11 protein-coding genes are annotated in these 13,859 nt (G+C 64.6%); 5 read left to right on the forward strand and 6 right to left on the reverse strand.

Annotated elements, in window-relative coordinates:
* Positions 1-7 precede the first annotated feature (7 nt).
* Together ACPW74_RS09665 and ACPW74_RS09670 are read right to left on the reverse strand one after the other, a co-directional pair.
* Positions 8-706: a helix-turn-helix transcriptional regulator gene (locus ACPW74_RS09665; protein ID WP_270821257.1), complete on the reverse strand. Its 699-nt coding sequence runs from the start codon at positions 704-706 to the stop codon at positions 8-10.
* Between the two features lie 179 nt (positions 707-885).
* A complete protein-coding gene (locus tag ACPW74_RS09670; protein WP_270821251.1) occupies positions 886-2,508 on the reverse strand; it encodes an acyl-CoA synthetase in 1,623 nt (540 codons plus the stop codon).
* A gap of 323 nt (positions 2,509-2,831) precedes the next feature.
* Here ACPW74_RS09670 and ACPW74_RS09675 point away from each other — a divergent pair, with 323 nt between their 5' ends.
* On the forward strand, positions 2,832-3,371 hold the full coding sequence (locus ACPW74_RS09675) for a glycine zipper 2TM domain-containing protein (RefSeq protein WP_010674678.1): 540 nt from the start codon (positions 2,832-2,834) through the stop codon (positions 3,369-3,371).
* A 156-nt stretch (positions 3,372-3,527) separates the two neighbouring features.
* Here the strand turns inward: ACPW74_RS09675 and ACPW74_RS09680 are convergent, their stop codons facing one another.
* Positions 3,528-6,746 (reverse strand): ExeM/NucH family extracellular endonuclease, encoded by a 3,219-nt coding sequence (locus ACPW74_RS09680; RefSeq protein ID WP_270821252.1) that lies wholly within the window; start codon positions 6,744-6,746, stop codon positions 3,528-3,530.
* 596 nt (positions 6,747-7,342) lie between these two features.
* On the opposite strand from ACPW74_RS09680, the gene ACPW74_RS09685 reads away from it, so the two are divergent.
* The 4 genes from ACPW74_RS09685 (at position 7,343) to ACPW74_RS09700 (ending at position 11,666) form a co-directional block, all read left to right on the forward strand.
* The gene (locus tag ACPW74_RS09685; protein WP_039039122.1) at positions 7,343-8,464 is read left to right on the forward strand and encodes an ABC transporter substrate-binding protein; all 1,122 of its coding nucleotides are present in this window, start codon (positions 7,343-7,345) and stop codon (positions 8,462-8,464) included.
* Positions 8,465-8,565: 101 nt separating this feature from the next.
* Complete coding sequence (locus ACPW74_RS09690; RefSeq protein WP_010674675.1) at positions 8,566-9,618, forward strand: FecCD family ABC transporter permease; 1,053 nt, start codon at positions 8,566-8,568, stop codon at positions 9,616-9,618.
* Positions 9,611-10,381 (forward strand): ABC transporter ATP-binding protein, encoded by a 771-nt coding sequence (locus ACPW74_RS09695; protein WP_425859049.1) that lies wholly within the window; start codon positions 9,611-9,613, stop codon positions 10,379-10,381. The genes ACPW74_RS09690 and ACPW74_RS09695 overlap by 8 nt, the downstream gene beginning before the upstream one ends.
* Before the next feature lie 55 nt (positions 10,382-10,436).
* Positions 10,437-11,666 carry an MFS transporter gene (locus ACPW74_RS09700; RefSeq protein ID WP_425859050.1) on the forward strand — a complete coding sequence of 410 codons (1,230 nt, stop codon included), beginning with the start codon at positions 10,437-10,439 and terminating at the stop codon, positions 11,664-11,666.
* A gap of 200 nt (positions 11,667-11,866) precedes the next feature.
* On the opposite strand, the gene ACPW74_RS09705 is transcribed toward ACPW74_RS09700, so the two are convergent.
* From ACPW74_RS09705 to ACPW74_RS09715, 3 genes are all read right to left on the reverse strand, one after another.
* Entirely contained in the window at positions 11,867-12,751 is an 885-nt protein-coding gene (locus ACPW74_RS09705; RefSeq protein WP_425859052.1) for an AEC family transporter, read from the reverse strand.
* A gap of 11 nt (positions 12,752-12,762) precedes the next feature.
* Positions 12,763-13,320, reverse strand: a complete 558-nt coding sequence (locus ACPW74_RS09710; RefSeq protein WP_010674671.1) for a YaeQ family protein — start codon at positions 13,318-13,320, stop codon at positions 12,763-12,765.
* 187 nt (positions 13,321-13,507) lie between these two features.
* Complete coding sequence (locus tag ACPW74_RS09715; protein ID WP_010674670.1) at positions 13,508-13,648, reverse strand: TIGR02808 family protein; 141 nt, start codon at positions 13,646-13,648, stop codon at positions 13,508-13,510.
* Between the last annotated feature and the right edge of the window lie 211 nt (positions 13,649-13,859).

Here is a 13,859-nt window from a genome sequence, read left to right on the forward strand (position 1 = left end):
CCTTGTGTCAGTCCTGAATGACTTTTTCGGCGCCACTGCGCCCAGGGGGGAACGCGTCCGACTGGCGCAGGGCAAGGTAATCGGCCAGGGTCGCGCCAGATGGTGCCCCTTCTCCCGGTCGGCACGGCGCCAGGGTGTCGATGCGATCCACCCTGAAATCCCGGTAGGCCCGGCGCAGCGCACACCAGGCGCCGAGCGTCCAGCATCCGCCCCAGTAGAAGAGCCCGAGGGGAAAGAGCTGGCGTTCCGTCCTGCTGGCGCTGGCATCCCGGTAGCCAATGTGCAGCCAGTGACCGGCCGTGATGGCGTCGTGCAACCTGTCCCAGCGAGCGTATGCAGGCTGCGCCGTGGGATAGTCCGGTACCCGCACCACGGGGACGCGAGGTGCCCGAGCCTCCTTGGCGGGCAGGGCCGCCTCAATCTTGGCGAGCAGGGCGCGGGCCGGATCGGCCATCCCCTTGCCCGTCAGCACCGCCACCAGGTTCACCCCGGTGATGAGGGCCTCCAGCTCGGCCGCACTCAGTTGCAACGGGGCCATTTCGAACCCCTCGCTCAGCCGATAGCCCAGCCCGGCTTCCCCGTAAACCGGAATGCCCGCCAAAGAGAGATCGTCGATATAGCGGTAGATGGTGCGCTCCGACACACACAGGCGCGTCGCCAGCTCCCGGGCGGTCAGGGGTTGATGCGCCCGCAGCAGGTTGGTCAGTTGAAACAGTCGGTCCGATTTTCTCACAGGCATCCTCAGGCTCGCGGGACATGGCAGGCATGGTAAGCCGGGACGGGCTCAAAAGGCACGTCTTGTTGGCTGGCGACCGCTCCTGCTTCTTTGCATCGCGCAACACAAAACGGGCCCGCAGGCCCGTTGATGGCTCGGCGCCTTTGTCGTCACGCCAACTGCTTGCGCAGCATGAATTTCTGCACCTTGCCGGTGGAGGTCTTGGGCAGCGGGGTGAAGATGATGCGCTTGGGGGCCTTGAAGTGGGCCATCTGCTCGCGGCAGAACGCAATGAGCTCGGCCTGGGTGAGCTCGCGCCCCTCCTTGAGCTTGACGAAGGCGCAGGGCACCTCCCCCCAGGTCTCGTCCGGCATGGCGATCACCGCGGCTTCTTCCACATCGGGGTGGCGATAGAGCACGTCTTCCACCTCCAAGCTGGAGATGTTCTCCCCGCCGGAGATGATGATGTCCTTGGATCTGTCCTTGATCTCCACATAGCCGTCCGGGTGCCAGACCGCGAGATCCCCGCTTCGAAACCATCCCTGTGCCATCGCCTCCTCGCTCGCCGACGGGTTCTTGAGGTAGCCCTTCATGACGATGTTGCCCCGCAGCACTATCTCTCCCAGGGTCTTGCCATCCATGGGGACCGGCTCGCCGCTGACGGGGTTGATGACCCGCATCTCTCCTTGCAGGGGGGAGGCCACCCCCTGGCGCGCCTTGAGACGGGAGAGGGTGGTGGCATCCTGCCCCTGCCAGTGTCTTTGCGGCTCGCACACCACGCAGGGGCCATAGGTTTCGGTGAGGCCATAGACATGGGTCACGGCGATCCCCATCGCCTCCATGCCGGCGATCACGGTGGCGGGTGGCGCTGCCCCCGCCGTCATCGCCTTGACGGGGTGGTCGAGTCCCTGCTTGAGGGCCGGATCGGCATTGTTGAGCATATTGAGCACGATGGGGGCGGCGCAGAAATGGCTCACCTTGTGTTCGCGCAGCGCCCCGTAGATGGCCGCCGCCTGCACGTGGCGCAGACAGACGCTCACCCCGGCGGTGGCCGCCAGGGTCCAGGGGAAGCACCAGCCGTTGCAGTGAAACATCGGCAGGGTCCAGAGGTAGACGGGGTGCTTGGTCAGCTCCCAGGAGAGGGCATTGTTGACCGCATTGAGGTGGGCGCCGCGATGGTGATAGACCACCCCCTTGGGGTTCCCCGTGGTGCCGGAGGTGTAGTTGAGGGAAATGGCCTGCCACTCGTCCGCCGGCAGCCAGCCGGGTTCGTCCCCGTCCCCCAGGGCGATGAACCCCTCGTAGTCGAGCTCGCCGACCAGCTCCCCTTCCCGGTAGAGGGGATCGTCGATGGCGATCACCAGGGGCTGACTATCAATGAGAGAGAGCGCCTTTCGCACCACGGCGCCAAACTCCCGGTCCACCAGCACCACCTTGATCTGGGCGTGCTGGAAGATGAAGGCCATGGCGTCCGCATCGAGCCGGGTGTTGATGGTGTTGAGCACGGCGCCGCTCATGGGTACCCCGAAGTGCGCCTCGAACATGGCCGGTACATTGGGGGCGACGATGGAGACGGTGTCCCCCTCGCCAATGCCGCGACGGCGCAGGGCCGAGGCGAGCTGGCGGCAACGGCGTTCGGTCTGGGCCCAGCTCTGGCGCAGGGGGCCGTGGATCAGCGCCGGATAGTCGGGATAGACCCGGGCGGCCCGCCCCAGAAAGCTCAAGGGGGTCAGCGCCTCGAAATTGGCGGGCGTCTTGCCAAGGCCGGCGTCGTACATGTTCTGCTCTGTCATCGGATCCTTCCTCACAGGGACACAAAACGGGGTGGCTCTCGCGGTTCACCACGACCGGCATTGCGCCCTGATGCGGGGCCAGGACGCCGGCTGGAACCGGATGAAAGGGTATCAAGGGGGCCAGATCCCAGGTATTAGCGAAACGTCTTAGGGGCCCTCGGCCCTGCTCTCCCTGTCGCCAATCGCCGACGCTATTTTTGCGCGGTCACTTTTTGCGCAGTCAGCCCCTGTCGCGATCCCGTGGCCCTTGCCTTGAGCCTGCGGCGCAAAATGCGAAGAATGATCCCAAGCCCTCAACGGGTATGCGTACGAGGAGAAGAGTGATGAACAAATCCATGTTGGCAGGTGTCGGGATCGGTGTGGCCTCTGCGCTGGCATTGTCGGCGGTCGCCAGCGGATCCCTGTTTTCATCAGAGCCCCAGTTTGCCGAGGTGCTGGCCAGCAAGCCGGTGACCGAGACCATCAAGACGCCACGTCAGGAGTGCCGCAACGTCACCCTGACCCACCGCAAGCCGGTGCAGGACGAGCACAAGATCCTGGGTACCGTGGTTGGCGCGGCCTTGGGCGGCGTGGTCGGCCACCAGTTTGGCGGTGGCAGCGGCAAGAAGGTGGCCACCGCCGCCGGTGCCGTGGCAGGGGGTTATGCCGGGAATCAGGTGCAGGGCAACATGCAGGCGGGCGATACCTACACCACCACGGAGCAGCGCTGCAAGACGGTGCAGGAGAGCAGCACCCGCACCATCGGCTATGACGTCACCTACCGCCTCGCCGGCCAGGAAGGGGTGGTACGCATGGAGAAGCAACCCGGCCCCACCATTCCGGTCAAGGATGGCAAGCTGGTACTGAGCAACGCGCAGGGTTGATACTCCGTTAGGAGCGCCCTGCCATGAGGAAGGCCCACCACGACGGTGGGCCTTCCTCATCTTCGCAACCCAACCTGTCTGCAACAAGTCTTCCCAACAAACGTCTTCCCAACTAAGAAAGGGGCCCGCAGGCCCCTTCTTGTTGCTCAATCATCCTCAGTGGCGACCGAAGGGCCACCAGGACTTGTCGTTGTCCAGAATGTCGACCCGGGTCTGCTGCAGGGCGCCGGGCTGGCCCCCTTCCACCCGATCGAGACTCACCCTGAACTGCTCGGTGGGCTCCACAAACCAGTCATCGATGATCAGCACCTTGACCGACTTGCTGCCCCCCTCGCCCGCAGCCCAGCTCACCGACTGACCGAACCAGGGCAGGAAATCCAGCCCCCAGCGCGCCGTGACCCCGTCAAGGGCCACCCGGGCCCGGGCCGGCTTGCTCAGATCGCCGCTGCGCACCAGGGGGATCTCGGCAAACCACTGCCCCTCGTTCACCGTGATACTGGCCTGAGCCAGCGAGATGGTGGACGGTGCCAGCTTGTCCTTGATGGTCACCAGGGTCTGGTGCTGATCCCCCAGGGCCGCGCCACTCGGGTCAAACAGCTCCAGGGTAAAGGTCTCGTCCCCCTCGTGCAGGGTGTCGCTCTTCACCGGGATGCTGATGGTCTGGGGCTCGCTCTGCCCGGCAGCCCAGTGCAGGGTACCGGTGAGGGGGGCCACGTCGCTTGCGTCCGCGCTGCCATGGACGATGCGATAACTCACGCTGGCCTCACCATGGCTGCCGTCGCGGCGCGCCACGCTCAAGACCAGGGTGTTGCCCTCCTCCACGTTCGCAGCGGCGCTCTCGAGGCTCAATACCCCGGCGGGCGGCAGCGGATACTGGATGGCCACCAGCACGGGATCGTGATCCGAGGCGCTGAAGGGCCCTTCGGATTTCGCCAGCTGGCCGCTGTACTTGCTGCCGTACTCGAAGAAGTTGCTCTCGGCGGAGTTGATGTGCCAATCCTCAATGCCGATCACCTTGGCCGCGAGGCTCGGGTTTGCCAGGGCGTGATCCAGGTTGCCGAGCTCCCCTTCATAGCTGTAGGAGTAGGTGTCGGTGCCGTGGAAGCGGGTGTTGAGGTTCACAAACCCATACCCCTTGCCAAGGGCGCTGCCGCTCTCCTCGAAGGGCTGGCCCGCCAGGGTGGTGAAGGAGGCGCTCATGATCTGGCGCGATTGGGCGGCCGGATCATAGTCGGTCAGCACCCGAATGGGATCCTCCATGCCGTAGGCGTTCATGTCGCCGATAAGCAGCAGATCCCCGGCCAGATCCTTGAGGCGCTCCCCCAGCACCTTGGCGGCGGAGACCCGCAGCGCGTTGCAGTGGCCCTGGCCATCCAGCGGATCGGCGCTGGCGTAGTCGGGGTAATCCTCGAAGCAGGCGGAGCCCTTGGACTTGAGGTGGTTGACCACCAGGGTCAGCGGCGCATCCCCCTTGGGCGAGCTGAAGCGCTGCACCAGTGACTCGCGCATCCCCTGATTGATGGTCACCGGCTTGCCGCTGGCGTCCACCGCCTCAGCCTGCTGCACCGGCAGCGCGATAAGGCTGGCGGCCCCTTGCGGGCTCACCTTGGCGGGCCGGTAGATGAGCCCCACCGTGATGGCGTCGGTGCCAATGGGCTTGCCATCCGGCGAGGCAATCCAGCGGTAGTGATCCGCCTCGTCCGGCAGGGCTGCGTTCAAGGCCGCCACCAGATTGGCGATGGCAGAGTTGTCGCCATAGCCGTTGTTCTCGATCTCCATCAGCCCCACCACGTCGGCATTGAGGCGGGTGATGGCGCTGACTATCTTGGTGCGCTGCAACTCGAACTCCGCCACCGTCAGGGCGCCCCGGTTGCTGCCAGTGGGGTTGGCATCGCCCCCCACCACCGTGGTGAAGAAGTTGAGCACGTTGAAGCTCGCGACCCGCAGATCCCCCGCCTCGGCGAGCTCAGGGGTCTCCACCCGACCCCAGCCATTGTGATCTATCTGGCTCGCATCGATGCGATTGCTGGCCACCAGCCTGAACAGGTTGTAGGAGTAACCGAGCGCCCCCTCCAGCCCGTTGAGCTTGTCGCCGATGCGCAGGTAACCGTCCTCGGCGTTGAAGCCGGGGAACCAGGGCAGCACACCGTCCGGCGCCTTGGCGTCGGTCTCCACCACCAGCTGGTTCTGCTGGTTGCGAAGGGCCCAGTCGCTCGCCTCCTGGCTCATGGCGGCAAATTTCTGGGTCGACTTGATGAGCGGCGCACCATAAGAGAGCACCAGGTTGTTGCGCTTGCCGTCGTAATCGAAGCTGAAGTTGCGGGTCACCACCAGGCTGGATTCAGGCACCAGCCGCACCTGCATCCCCTCGTGACGCTCCAGCAGCTCGGTCAGGCTCTCCCCCGCCACCGGCACCAGATCCACTGCCGCCGGCACTGCCCCAGCGGGCCGAGTCACCACCAGATCGTCTGCGTTGATCTGGGTCTGGTTGAAATACTCCTTCACCTTGCCCGAGACGCACACCTCGGCCCCCGGCACGATGGCGGCATTGGCCTTGGTGGTGTAGACGAAGAGGCCGTCGGAGGTGGCCGGATCGCCATCCCCTAGCTCATCTTGAATGAAGAAGCCCTTGTAGAGGCCGCTCACTACCTGGGTTACCACACCGCGAGTGGCATAGGCCTGTTCCGATTCAAACTTGCCGGCCGGCACCAGCGGGCTGCTGGTACCGGGGCCCTGAATGGCGGGCACCGGCACCAGGTTGTCCACCGGGCAGACGAAGGCGGGCGGCTGGGTGCCATCGCAGGGACCATCGCCGCTGCAACCCAGGCCGCTGGCGTCATCTTTCGGGGCCGCCACGTATTCCTGCGCCGGATCAAAAGGCGACGTCGCATCAGTGCGGCCGATGCTGACGGTGGCCTTGCGGCGCAGGGTCATGTCCAGGGTCGAGACATTGCCCGACACCCAGGCCGTGCCCGGATCCACCCCTACCTGGCCGACGCTGTCGATTATCTCGCTGCCGCGATAGAGCACCAGGGCGTCGTCACCGTTGAACACCAGGTTGCCGCTGGTCTGGGTCGTCTTGGCCAGGATCTCGGCATTTGCGGAGGGGTTGGCCAGCACCAGACTGGCCCCAGGGGCGAGGGTGCCTTGCAGCGCCAGGCTGTTGGTGGGGGCATCGGTGATGGGTTTGCCGTTGGCGTAGAGGGCCAGCCGGTATTGGGAGAGATCGACAGCGTCGCTGCCGAGGTTGCTCAGCTCCACCGCCTTGTTGTTGCCGGACCCTTCCAGGTATTCGGTGATAAGCAGTTGCGCCTGTGCCTGTCCAGCGAGCGCCAGCCCGACGGCCAGCGCCACCAGAGAGTGTCTTCCTGACATGGTCAGTTTCCTTTTTTATTTGCAGATCATGTTATTGGCGCCCCGCACAAGGCGGGCCGCAGCACCTTGGATGCAGCCATCAACGGGAGGCATGTCAGCCCCCGGCCGAAACTGCGCGCCCACTCTGCCCCGTCGGCGCCGGGGCTGCTGCGAGCTGGCTAACAATGACAACAAAATGTTGCGCCAAGGTGACGGGCAATACCCGAATGGGCAGTGTCTGCCATCGCTGCGCAGGAAGTTGTCGCTCCCCAGCCCCTGCTGGCTGCCTCTGTCAGGGAGCGACATCGGCGCCGGGGCAGACGGGGGAAACACTACGGCGGCCCCTGCCCGGTACCATTTCGTGAGCAACCCCACTCACAGACTCCGGATCATGGACAAATCCATGGGTGCCATACCGGGCGCCACCCCCTGCGTGGCCCGAAAAGGCAGAAAACCGGGGGATGAGACTCTCTCCTGGTGCTCTTGTAGAACCGGTTCCATTAATGACAGAAATAACAAGAGAGGGGATGACACAAACGTTTGTTGCTTTTGCGCTCACGAATAGCAATAGTTCTCACTTTCTTTTTTGACCGTCTCTATTCTCGAGGTGCTACAAGATGTTTCGTCACCCCCTGGCAAAGTTGCTGCTGCTCGGCCAGCTCGTCCTGGTGAGCTGGATGGCGCAGGCCGCCCCCCCCGTTGAAGTGGAAGATGTGATGGGCCGCAAGGTCTCCCTCAGCCTTCCGGCAAACCGTATTGTGCTCGGTTTCTATCCCGAAGATTACCTGGCGGTGGCCGGTGAAGGCGGGGCCGAACGCCTGGTGGGCATGTCCCTGGGCTGGTTCATGAAGTCCCGTCCCGCCATCTGGTCGCTCTATGTGGCCAGCCAGCCACAACTGGCCAAGGTCCCCGACCTTGGCAACGTGCAGGATCAGAGCTTCTCCATCGAGAAGACCCTGGCGGTCAAGCCCGACCTGGTGATCCTGGCGAAGTGGCAATATGAGGCCCTGGCCGCCGACCTGCCACGCCTTGAGCAGGCAGGGATCCCGGTGGTGGTCATCGACTACAACGCCCAGACCCTGGCACAGCACATGGCGAGCACCCTGCTGCTTGGCAAGCTGACCGGCCAGGAGGCCCGCGCCCGGAAGATGGCCGACGAGTACAAGGCCAAGATTGACACCATCACCTCCCGCATTGCCGCCGCGAAGCGCACGCCGCCCCGGGTCTACATCGAGCTGGGTGACAAGGGCCCGGCCGAGTACAGCTACACCTATGGCAAGGACATGTGGGGCGCCATGGCCCTGCTGGCCGGTGGCGACAACGTGGCCGCCCCCTTCGTCGATCGCTGGGGCCCCATCCACCCGGAACAACTGCTGGCGAGCAAGCCCGAGGTGATCCTGATGGCGGGCTACGAGAGCGTGAGCAGTGCTGTCGCCATGCAGGTGGGCCAGGATGTGTCGGCAGAGACCGTGCGCCAGCGTCTGCAAGGCTTTGCCGCCCGTCCGGGCTGGAGCGAGCTGCCTGCGGTGAAGGAGGGTCGCCTCTACGCGGTCTATCACGGCGCCACCCGCAGCATCATGGATGCCGCCCTCATCGAGTTCATGGCCAAGGCCCTCTATCCGGATCTCTTCCAGGATCTCGATCCCCTGGCCACCTATCAGGCGTTCTATCAGCACTACCTGCCCATCCGTCCCCAGGGCACCTTCATGCTGGGCATCAAGCAGGATGACGCAAGCTAACCCCGGCAATTCGGGTGTGGCCCACCTCGGCCACGCCCTCTTCAGCAACCCTCTTGGATTGTGTGGGCGCCTCTTGCGGCGCCCGTTTCAGGATTGACATCATGAATGATTTGGCTGCCCTGCAGCAGACCCTCGCCCGGCAGCGGCAACGGGAGCGCCGTCGCTGGCACTGGCTCCTGCTGCTCGCCCTGGTCCTGTGCATTACCCTGGTGCTCGACATCGCCACCGGCCCCTCCCTGCTGGCCCTGCACGACGTGATCGATGCCCTGGTTTCCCCCGCCCAGGCCGATCCCATGACCCGCACCATCGTCCACGACATGCGCCTGCCCATCGCCCTCATGGCTCTGGTGGTCGGAGCCTCCCTCGGCCTTGGCGGCGTGCAGATGCAGACCCTGCTGGACAACCCCCTCGCCAGCCCCTATACCCTCGGGCTCGCGGCGGCGGCGGGCCTTGGCGCGGCGCTGGCCCTCTACACCGGCGGCCTCGGACTTCCTCCCCTGGTGGCCATCCCGGCCGGTGCCTTCATTGTGTGCATGTTTGCCGCCTGCCTGCTGTTTGGCCTGGCCATGATGCGCCATGTCAGCAGCCAGACCCTGATCCTGGCGGGCATCGCCCTGCTGTTCCTGTTCCAGTCCCTGCTCTCCCTGCTGCAGTTTCTCTCCTCCCCCGAACTCAACCAGCAGATCCTGTTCTGGCTGTTTGGCAGCCTGATGCGCACCACCTGGGACTCCCTGATCATCACCGCCGTCGTCACCCTGATCTGCACCCTGCTCATCTACCGGGATGCCTGGGCCCTCACCAGCCTGCGCCTCGGGGAAGCCCGCGCCCGCAGCCTCGGGGTCAACGTCGACAGACTGCGCATGAAGACCCTGGTGCTGGTCGCCCTGCTCACCGCCACCGCCACCAGCTTCGTCGGCGTGATCGGCTTCGTCGGCCTGGTGGCCCCCCATATCGCCCGCATGCTGGTGGGGGAAGATCAGCGCTTTTTGATCCCCCTCTCCGCCCTGTGCGGCGCCTGCATGCTCTCGGCGGCCTCGGTGCTCTCCAAGTCCATCATTCCGGGGGCCCTGTTCCCCATCGGTATCGTCACTGCGCTCATTGGCGTGCCCTTCTTCATCTGGTTGATCCTCGGCAGGGGGCGTAAACGTGCTTGAAATATCCCGACTCTCCCTCTCCCTCGGCCAGCAGACCTTGCTGCGGGATCTCAGCCTCACCCTGCATCCGGGTCAGGTCCATGTGATCATCGGCCCGAACGGGACCGGCAAGACCTCCTTGATGCGCACCCTCTTTGGTGAACTGACCCCGGACAGTGGCGACATTCGCCTCGGGGACCAGAGTGCCCGCCAGATGACGCAGGCCAGGTGGCGCCAGCAGTTTGGCTACATGCCCCAGAACATCCAGCTGGAGCTGGATCTCAGCGTCATCGAGGTGGTGGTGCTGGGGCGCCTCGACAGCCTCTCCATGCGCCTCGCGGACGAGGACATCCTGGCTGCCGGCCGGGCCCTGCAGGCGCTCGGCATCGCCCATCTGGCGGATCGCCCCCTCTACTCCTTGAGCGGCGGCCAGCGGCAGATGGTGCTCTTCGCCCAGGTGCTGCTGCGCGACCCCCGCATCATGATGCTGGACGAGCCGGTCAGCGCCCTGGACCTGCACCACCAGATGCAACTGATGGAGCACCTGTGCCAGCAGACCCGGGAGCAGCAGTGGATCACCCTGGTGGTGCTGCACGATCTCAACCTGGCCGCCCAGTTTGCCGATCAGCTGATCGTGCTGGCAGAGGGAGATCTGCAGGCCTTCGGCCCCCCCGCCCGGGTGCTCGACGCGGCCCTCATCGAGCGCCTCTACCAGGTGCCGGTGGAGATAAGCCACGATCAGCACGGCATCCCCTTCCTCAGAACCCTGCGAAAGACATCATGACACAGTACTGCGCCACCCCGGCGACCACCGCCCCACGCGCTGGCGGGAGGCGATCATGAACGGCGCCTCCTACTGGCGGGACTGGCAGGGCATGAGCCCGGCCGCCCGCCTGCTCATCACCAATGGGCTCGCCTTCAACCTCGGCTTTTACATGATGATGCCCTTCCTCGCCCAGCACATGGGCAGCGGGCTCGGCCTGGCCGGCTGGGCCTGTGGCCTCGTCATGGGGATGCGGGTCTTCAGCCAGCAGGGGCTCTTCCTGTTGGGCGGTACCCTTGGAGATCGCATCGGCTACCATCCCGCCATCGTCTGGGGCTGCCTGGTACGATCTTTAGGCTTCGTGCTGCTGGGCTGGGCCGAGTCCCTGCCCATCCTGCTGCTGGCCGCCGCCCTCACCGGCTTTGCGGGGGCCCTGTTTACCCCCTGCGCCCAGGCCTACCTTGCCAGCGAATGCCACAACCCGAGCCAGCGTCAGCGCGCCTTCGCCCTGCACAATCTGGCCAGCGAGGCGGGCATGCTGCTCGGCCCCCTGGTCGGCCTCACCTTGACCCAGCAGAGCTATACCCTGACGGGGATCCTGGCGGCGAGCCTCTTCGCCCTGCTCGGAGTGCTGCAATACCGGGTGCTGCCCAAACGCCCGGTGAGCAACCAGAGCCCCCGTGGCGCCATCTTGCGCCAATTGGGGGAGATAGTGCGCCAGCGCCCCTTCATGGGGTTCACCCTGCTGGCAGGCAGCTACCAGATCCTGTTCCATCAGCTCTATCTCGCCCTCCCCGCCCATATCCAGAGCCTGCCGGACGCCACCCACCTGCTCGGCGGCGTCTTCACCCTCTCGGCGGTGATCGGCGTTCTGCTCCAGCTCCCGGCCTCCCGCCTGGTGGAGCGCCGCCTGGGAGTACCGCTCGCCATGGGGCTGGGGATAGGCATGATGGGCTTGAGCTATCTCGCCCTGCCCCTGCTGGCACCCTGGCCGACGGCAGGCGTGTTGACGCAGGTGGCCCTGCTTTCCCTGGGCTCCATCCTCTGCTTCCCGCTCTTCGCCGCCCAGCTGCCCCGCTACGCCCCCCCTGAGCAGCTCGGCAGCTACTACGGCTTCTATGCCAGCGCCGGTGGCTGCATGGCGCTCTTTGGCAACCTGCTCATCGGCTTTATGCTGGGGGATGCGGGCAGCCGCCCCGCCACCGCCATCTGGTGGCTGCTGGCCCTCGCCGGGCTGCTGGCGGGAGTTGGCCTTTATTCCCAGCTGCGCAAGGATGGCCAGGTTCAGCCTGCTCCCCATCACTAAACAGGGCGGCCAAGGCCGCCCTGTTTTATTCCCTTTCTCCCCCTTCCACTCTCTGCCTTATCCGGCTAAACCGGCTTCAAAACCTTGTCAGATACGCGAGCAAGCTCGGCTGTACTCGATGAGCAAAACAACATCGGACATGCACGATAGCAATAAAAAGGACGCCATCGGGCGTCCTTGAAGAGGAAGACAGAGCAGGGTCAACTCCCCAGATGCAGCGCCAACCAGACCGCCAGCGGGATCACCACCACCGAGAGCGCATTGCCGCCGAGCACAATACTGGCCACCTTGTCGGGCTGACACTGGTACTGCTCGCACAGGATGTAATTCAATACCGCCGGGGGCAGCGCCACCGACAGCATCAGGAGTGGTATCCAGTCAGGTTCGAGGGGCAGCAGCCAGACGGCGAGCCCCAGGGAGATGGCTCCCGCCAGCAGATAGAGCAGGTTGCACTTGATGGCCAGCCCCAGGTGATCCAGCTCCCCTTCCATCAGCCGGATGCCTAAGGCAAACAGCATCAGGGGCACCGCTATCTGGCCGAGCAGGGCGGCGCTGGTCACCAGGTATTTCGGCAGCGGGATATGCAGGTTGGCCACCAGCAGCCCGGCGAAGGCGGCCCAGAGCACGGGGCTTCTCAGCCAGAGCCAGCGGGAGCTGCTGGCCGAGAGGATGAACATGCCCACCGAGAAGTGGAGCAGGTTGGAGAGCACAAAGAGGATGACGATGGCGCCGAGCTGCTGCTCGCCAAAGGCGAGCACCATCAGCGGAATGCCGAGGTTGCCGGTGTTGCGAAACATGGCGGGCAGGATCAGCGCGGCCCGCTCTATCTCCTTGAGTTTGAGCAGGGAGAGCAGCAAACCGGGCAGCAGGATCACCAGGGCACCGGCCCCCACAAGGGGCAAGTGCGCCGCCAGATCCACGGGGTATTTCACCAGGGCCGAGAAGACCAGCGCCGGGGTAAAGAGCTCGATATTGGCCCGGTTGACATAACCCAGGGCCCCGCCCGGTCGCAGCCGCCCATAGAGGGCGCCAAGGCCCACCACCGCAAACACGGGAATGACGATATTGAGCAGGGCGCTGAACATGAGTATCCCGTTTACAGTTCGCGGGCCGGGCGTCCCATCAGCACCACGGGGTCCAGCGTCACCTCCTGGCTGCCGTTGCTGACCCAGAGCTGGCCGTCGGAGATGGTGCAGGTGAGCTGCATGGTGCGCTCCACCATGGCCGCCAGGGGCAGGGTCTGGCTGTCGGAGAGTTCGATGACGCTCAGGTTGTCGTGCAGACCGAGCTTGCCCTGGTTCTGCTTCCACCAGACGCTGGTGCCACGACCGCCATAGAGGTAGAGCACCACCTGGCGAGAGCGATTGCATGCCTTCTTGAGACGGCGCTCGTCCGGCTGACCCAGCTCAATCCAGAGTTCAATCTCGTCGGAGTAGTTCTTGCACCAGAGCTCGGGCTCGTCGTCGGCAGAGAGCCCCTTGGTGAACTCCAGCCGCTCGGCGGCATGCCAGGCGAAGGCCGCGAGGCGGATCATCATGCGCTCGTCGGTCTCGGAGGGGTGACGGGCCAGGGTGAGGGAGAAGTCCTGATAGAGATTGCGATCCATGTCAGACAAGCTGATCTGGGCCTTGAAGATGGTTGCCTTGAGCGCCATAGAAGTCGTGAATACCTGATAAAAGAGAAGGGGGCGGACATGCCGGGCGTCAGTGTAATCAAAATGGCCGCCGGGTTCGACCGTCTTGCGCTCCCTTTACCCCATCAGGGGCGGGCAAGTGCTTCAGAAGCACAAAAAACAAATGCCAGTCGTGAGACTGGCATTTGGCGGCATGAACGAGAGTGACTCACTTCTCGGCGGACTTGACCCCGAAGGCATTGAGCAGCAGGCAGCAGGTCACTGCCACTGCCACGAACCCGCTCAGGAAGATAAAGGGCATGGCCCCATACCCCAATACAGTCCAGATGGTGTGTTCAAGCAGACTCATAGTGTGTCCTTCATCCAGTGAAATGGGTGTCCCTTTCGTGACGGGGTCGCCCCCGTTCCTGATGAGACTATTTGACCTCAACCCGCGCCTGAGTCCTATGCCACCAAAGTAATAAATGGGGCACCTGTTTGCGCCAGATCAAGGTTTTACCCCTCTCCGCCCCTTTTTCTTCGCGCCCCCGCCCCAAACCGGGAAGGTACGCCCAACAAAA

Source organism: Aeromonas sp. INTO2 (assembly GCF_049860605.1).
Classification (GTDB): domain Bacteria; phylum Pseudomonadota; class Gammaproteobacteria; order Enterobacterales; family Aeromonadaceae; genus Aeromonas; species Aeromonas caviae.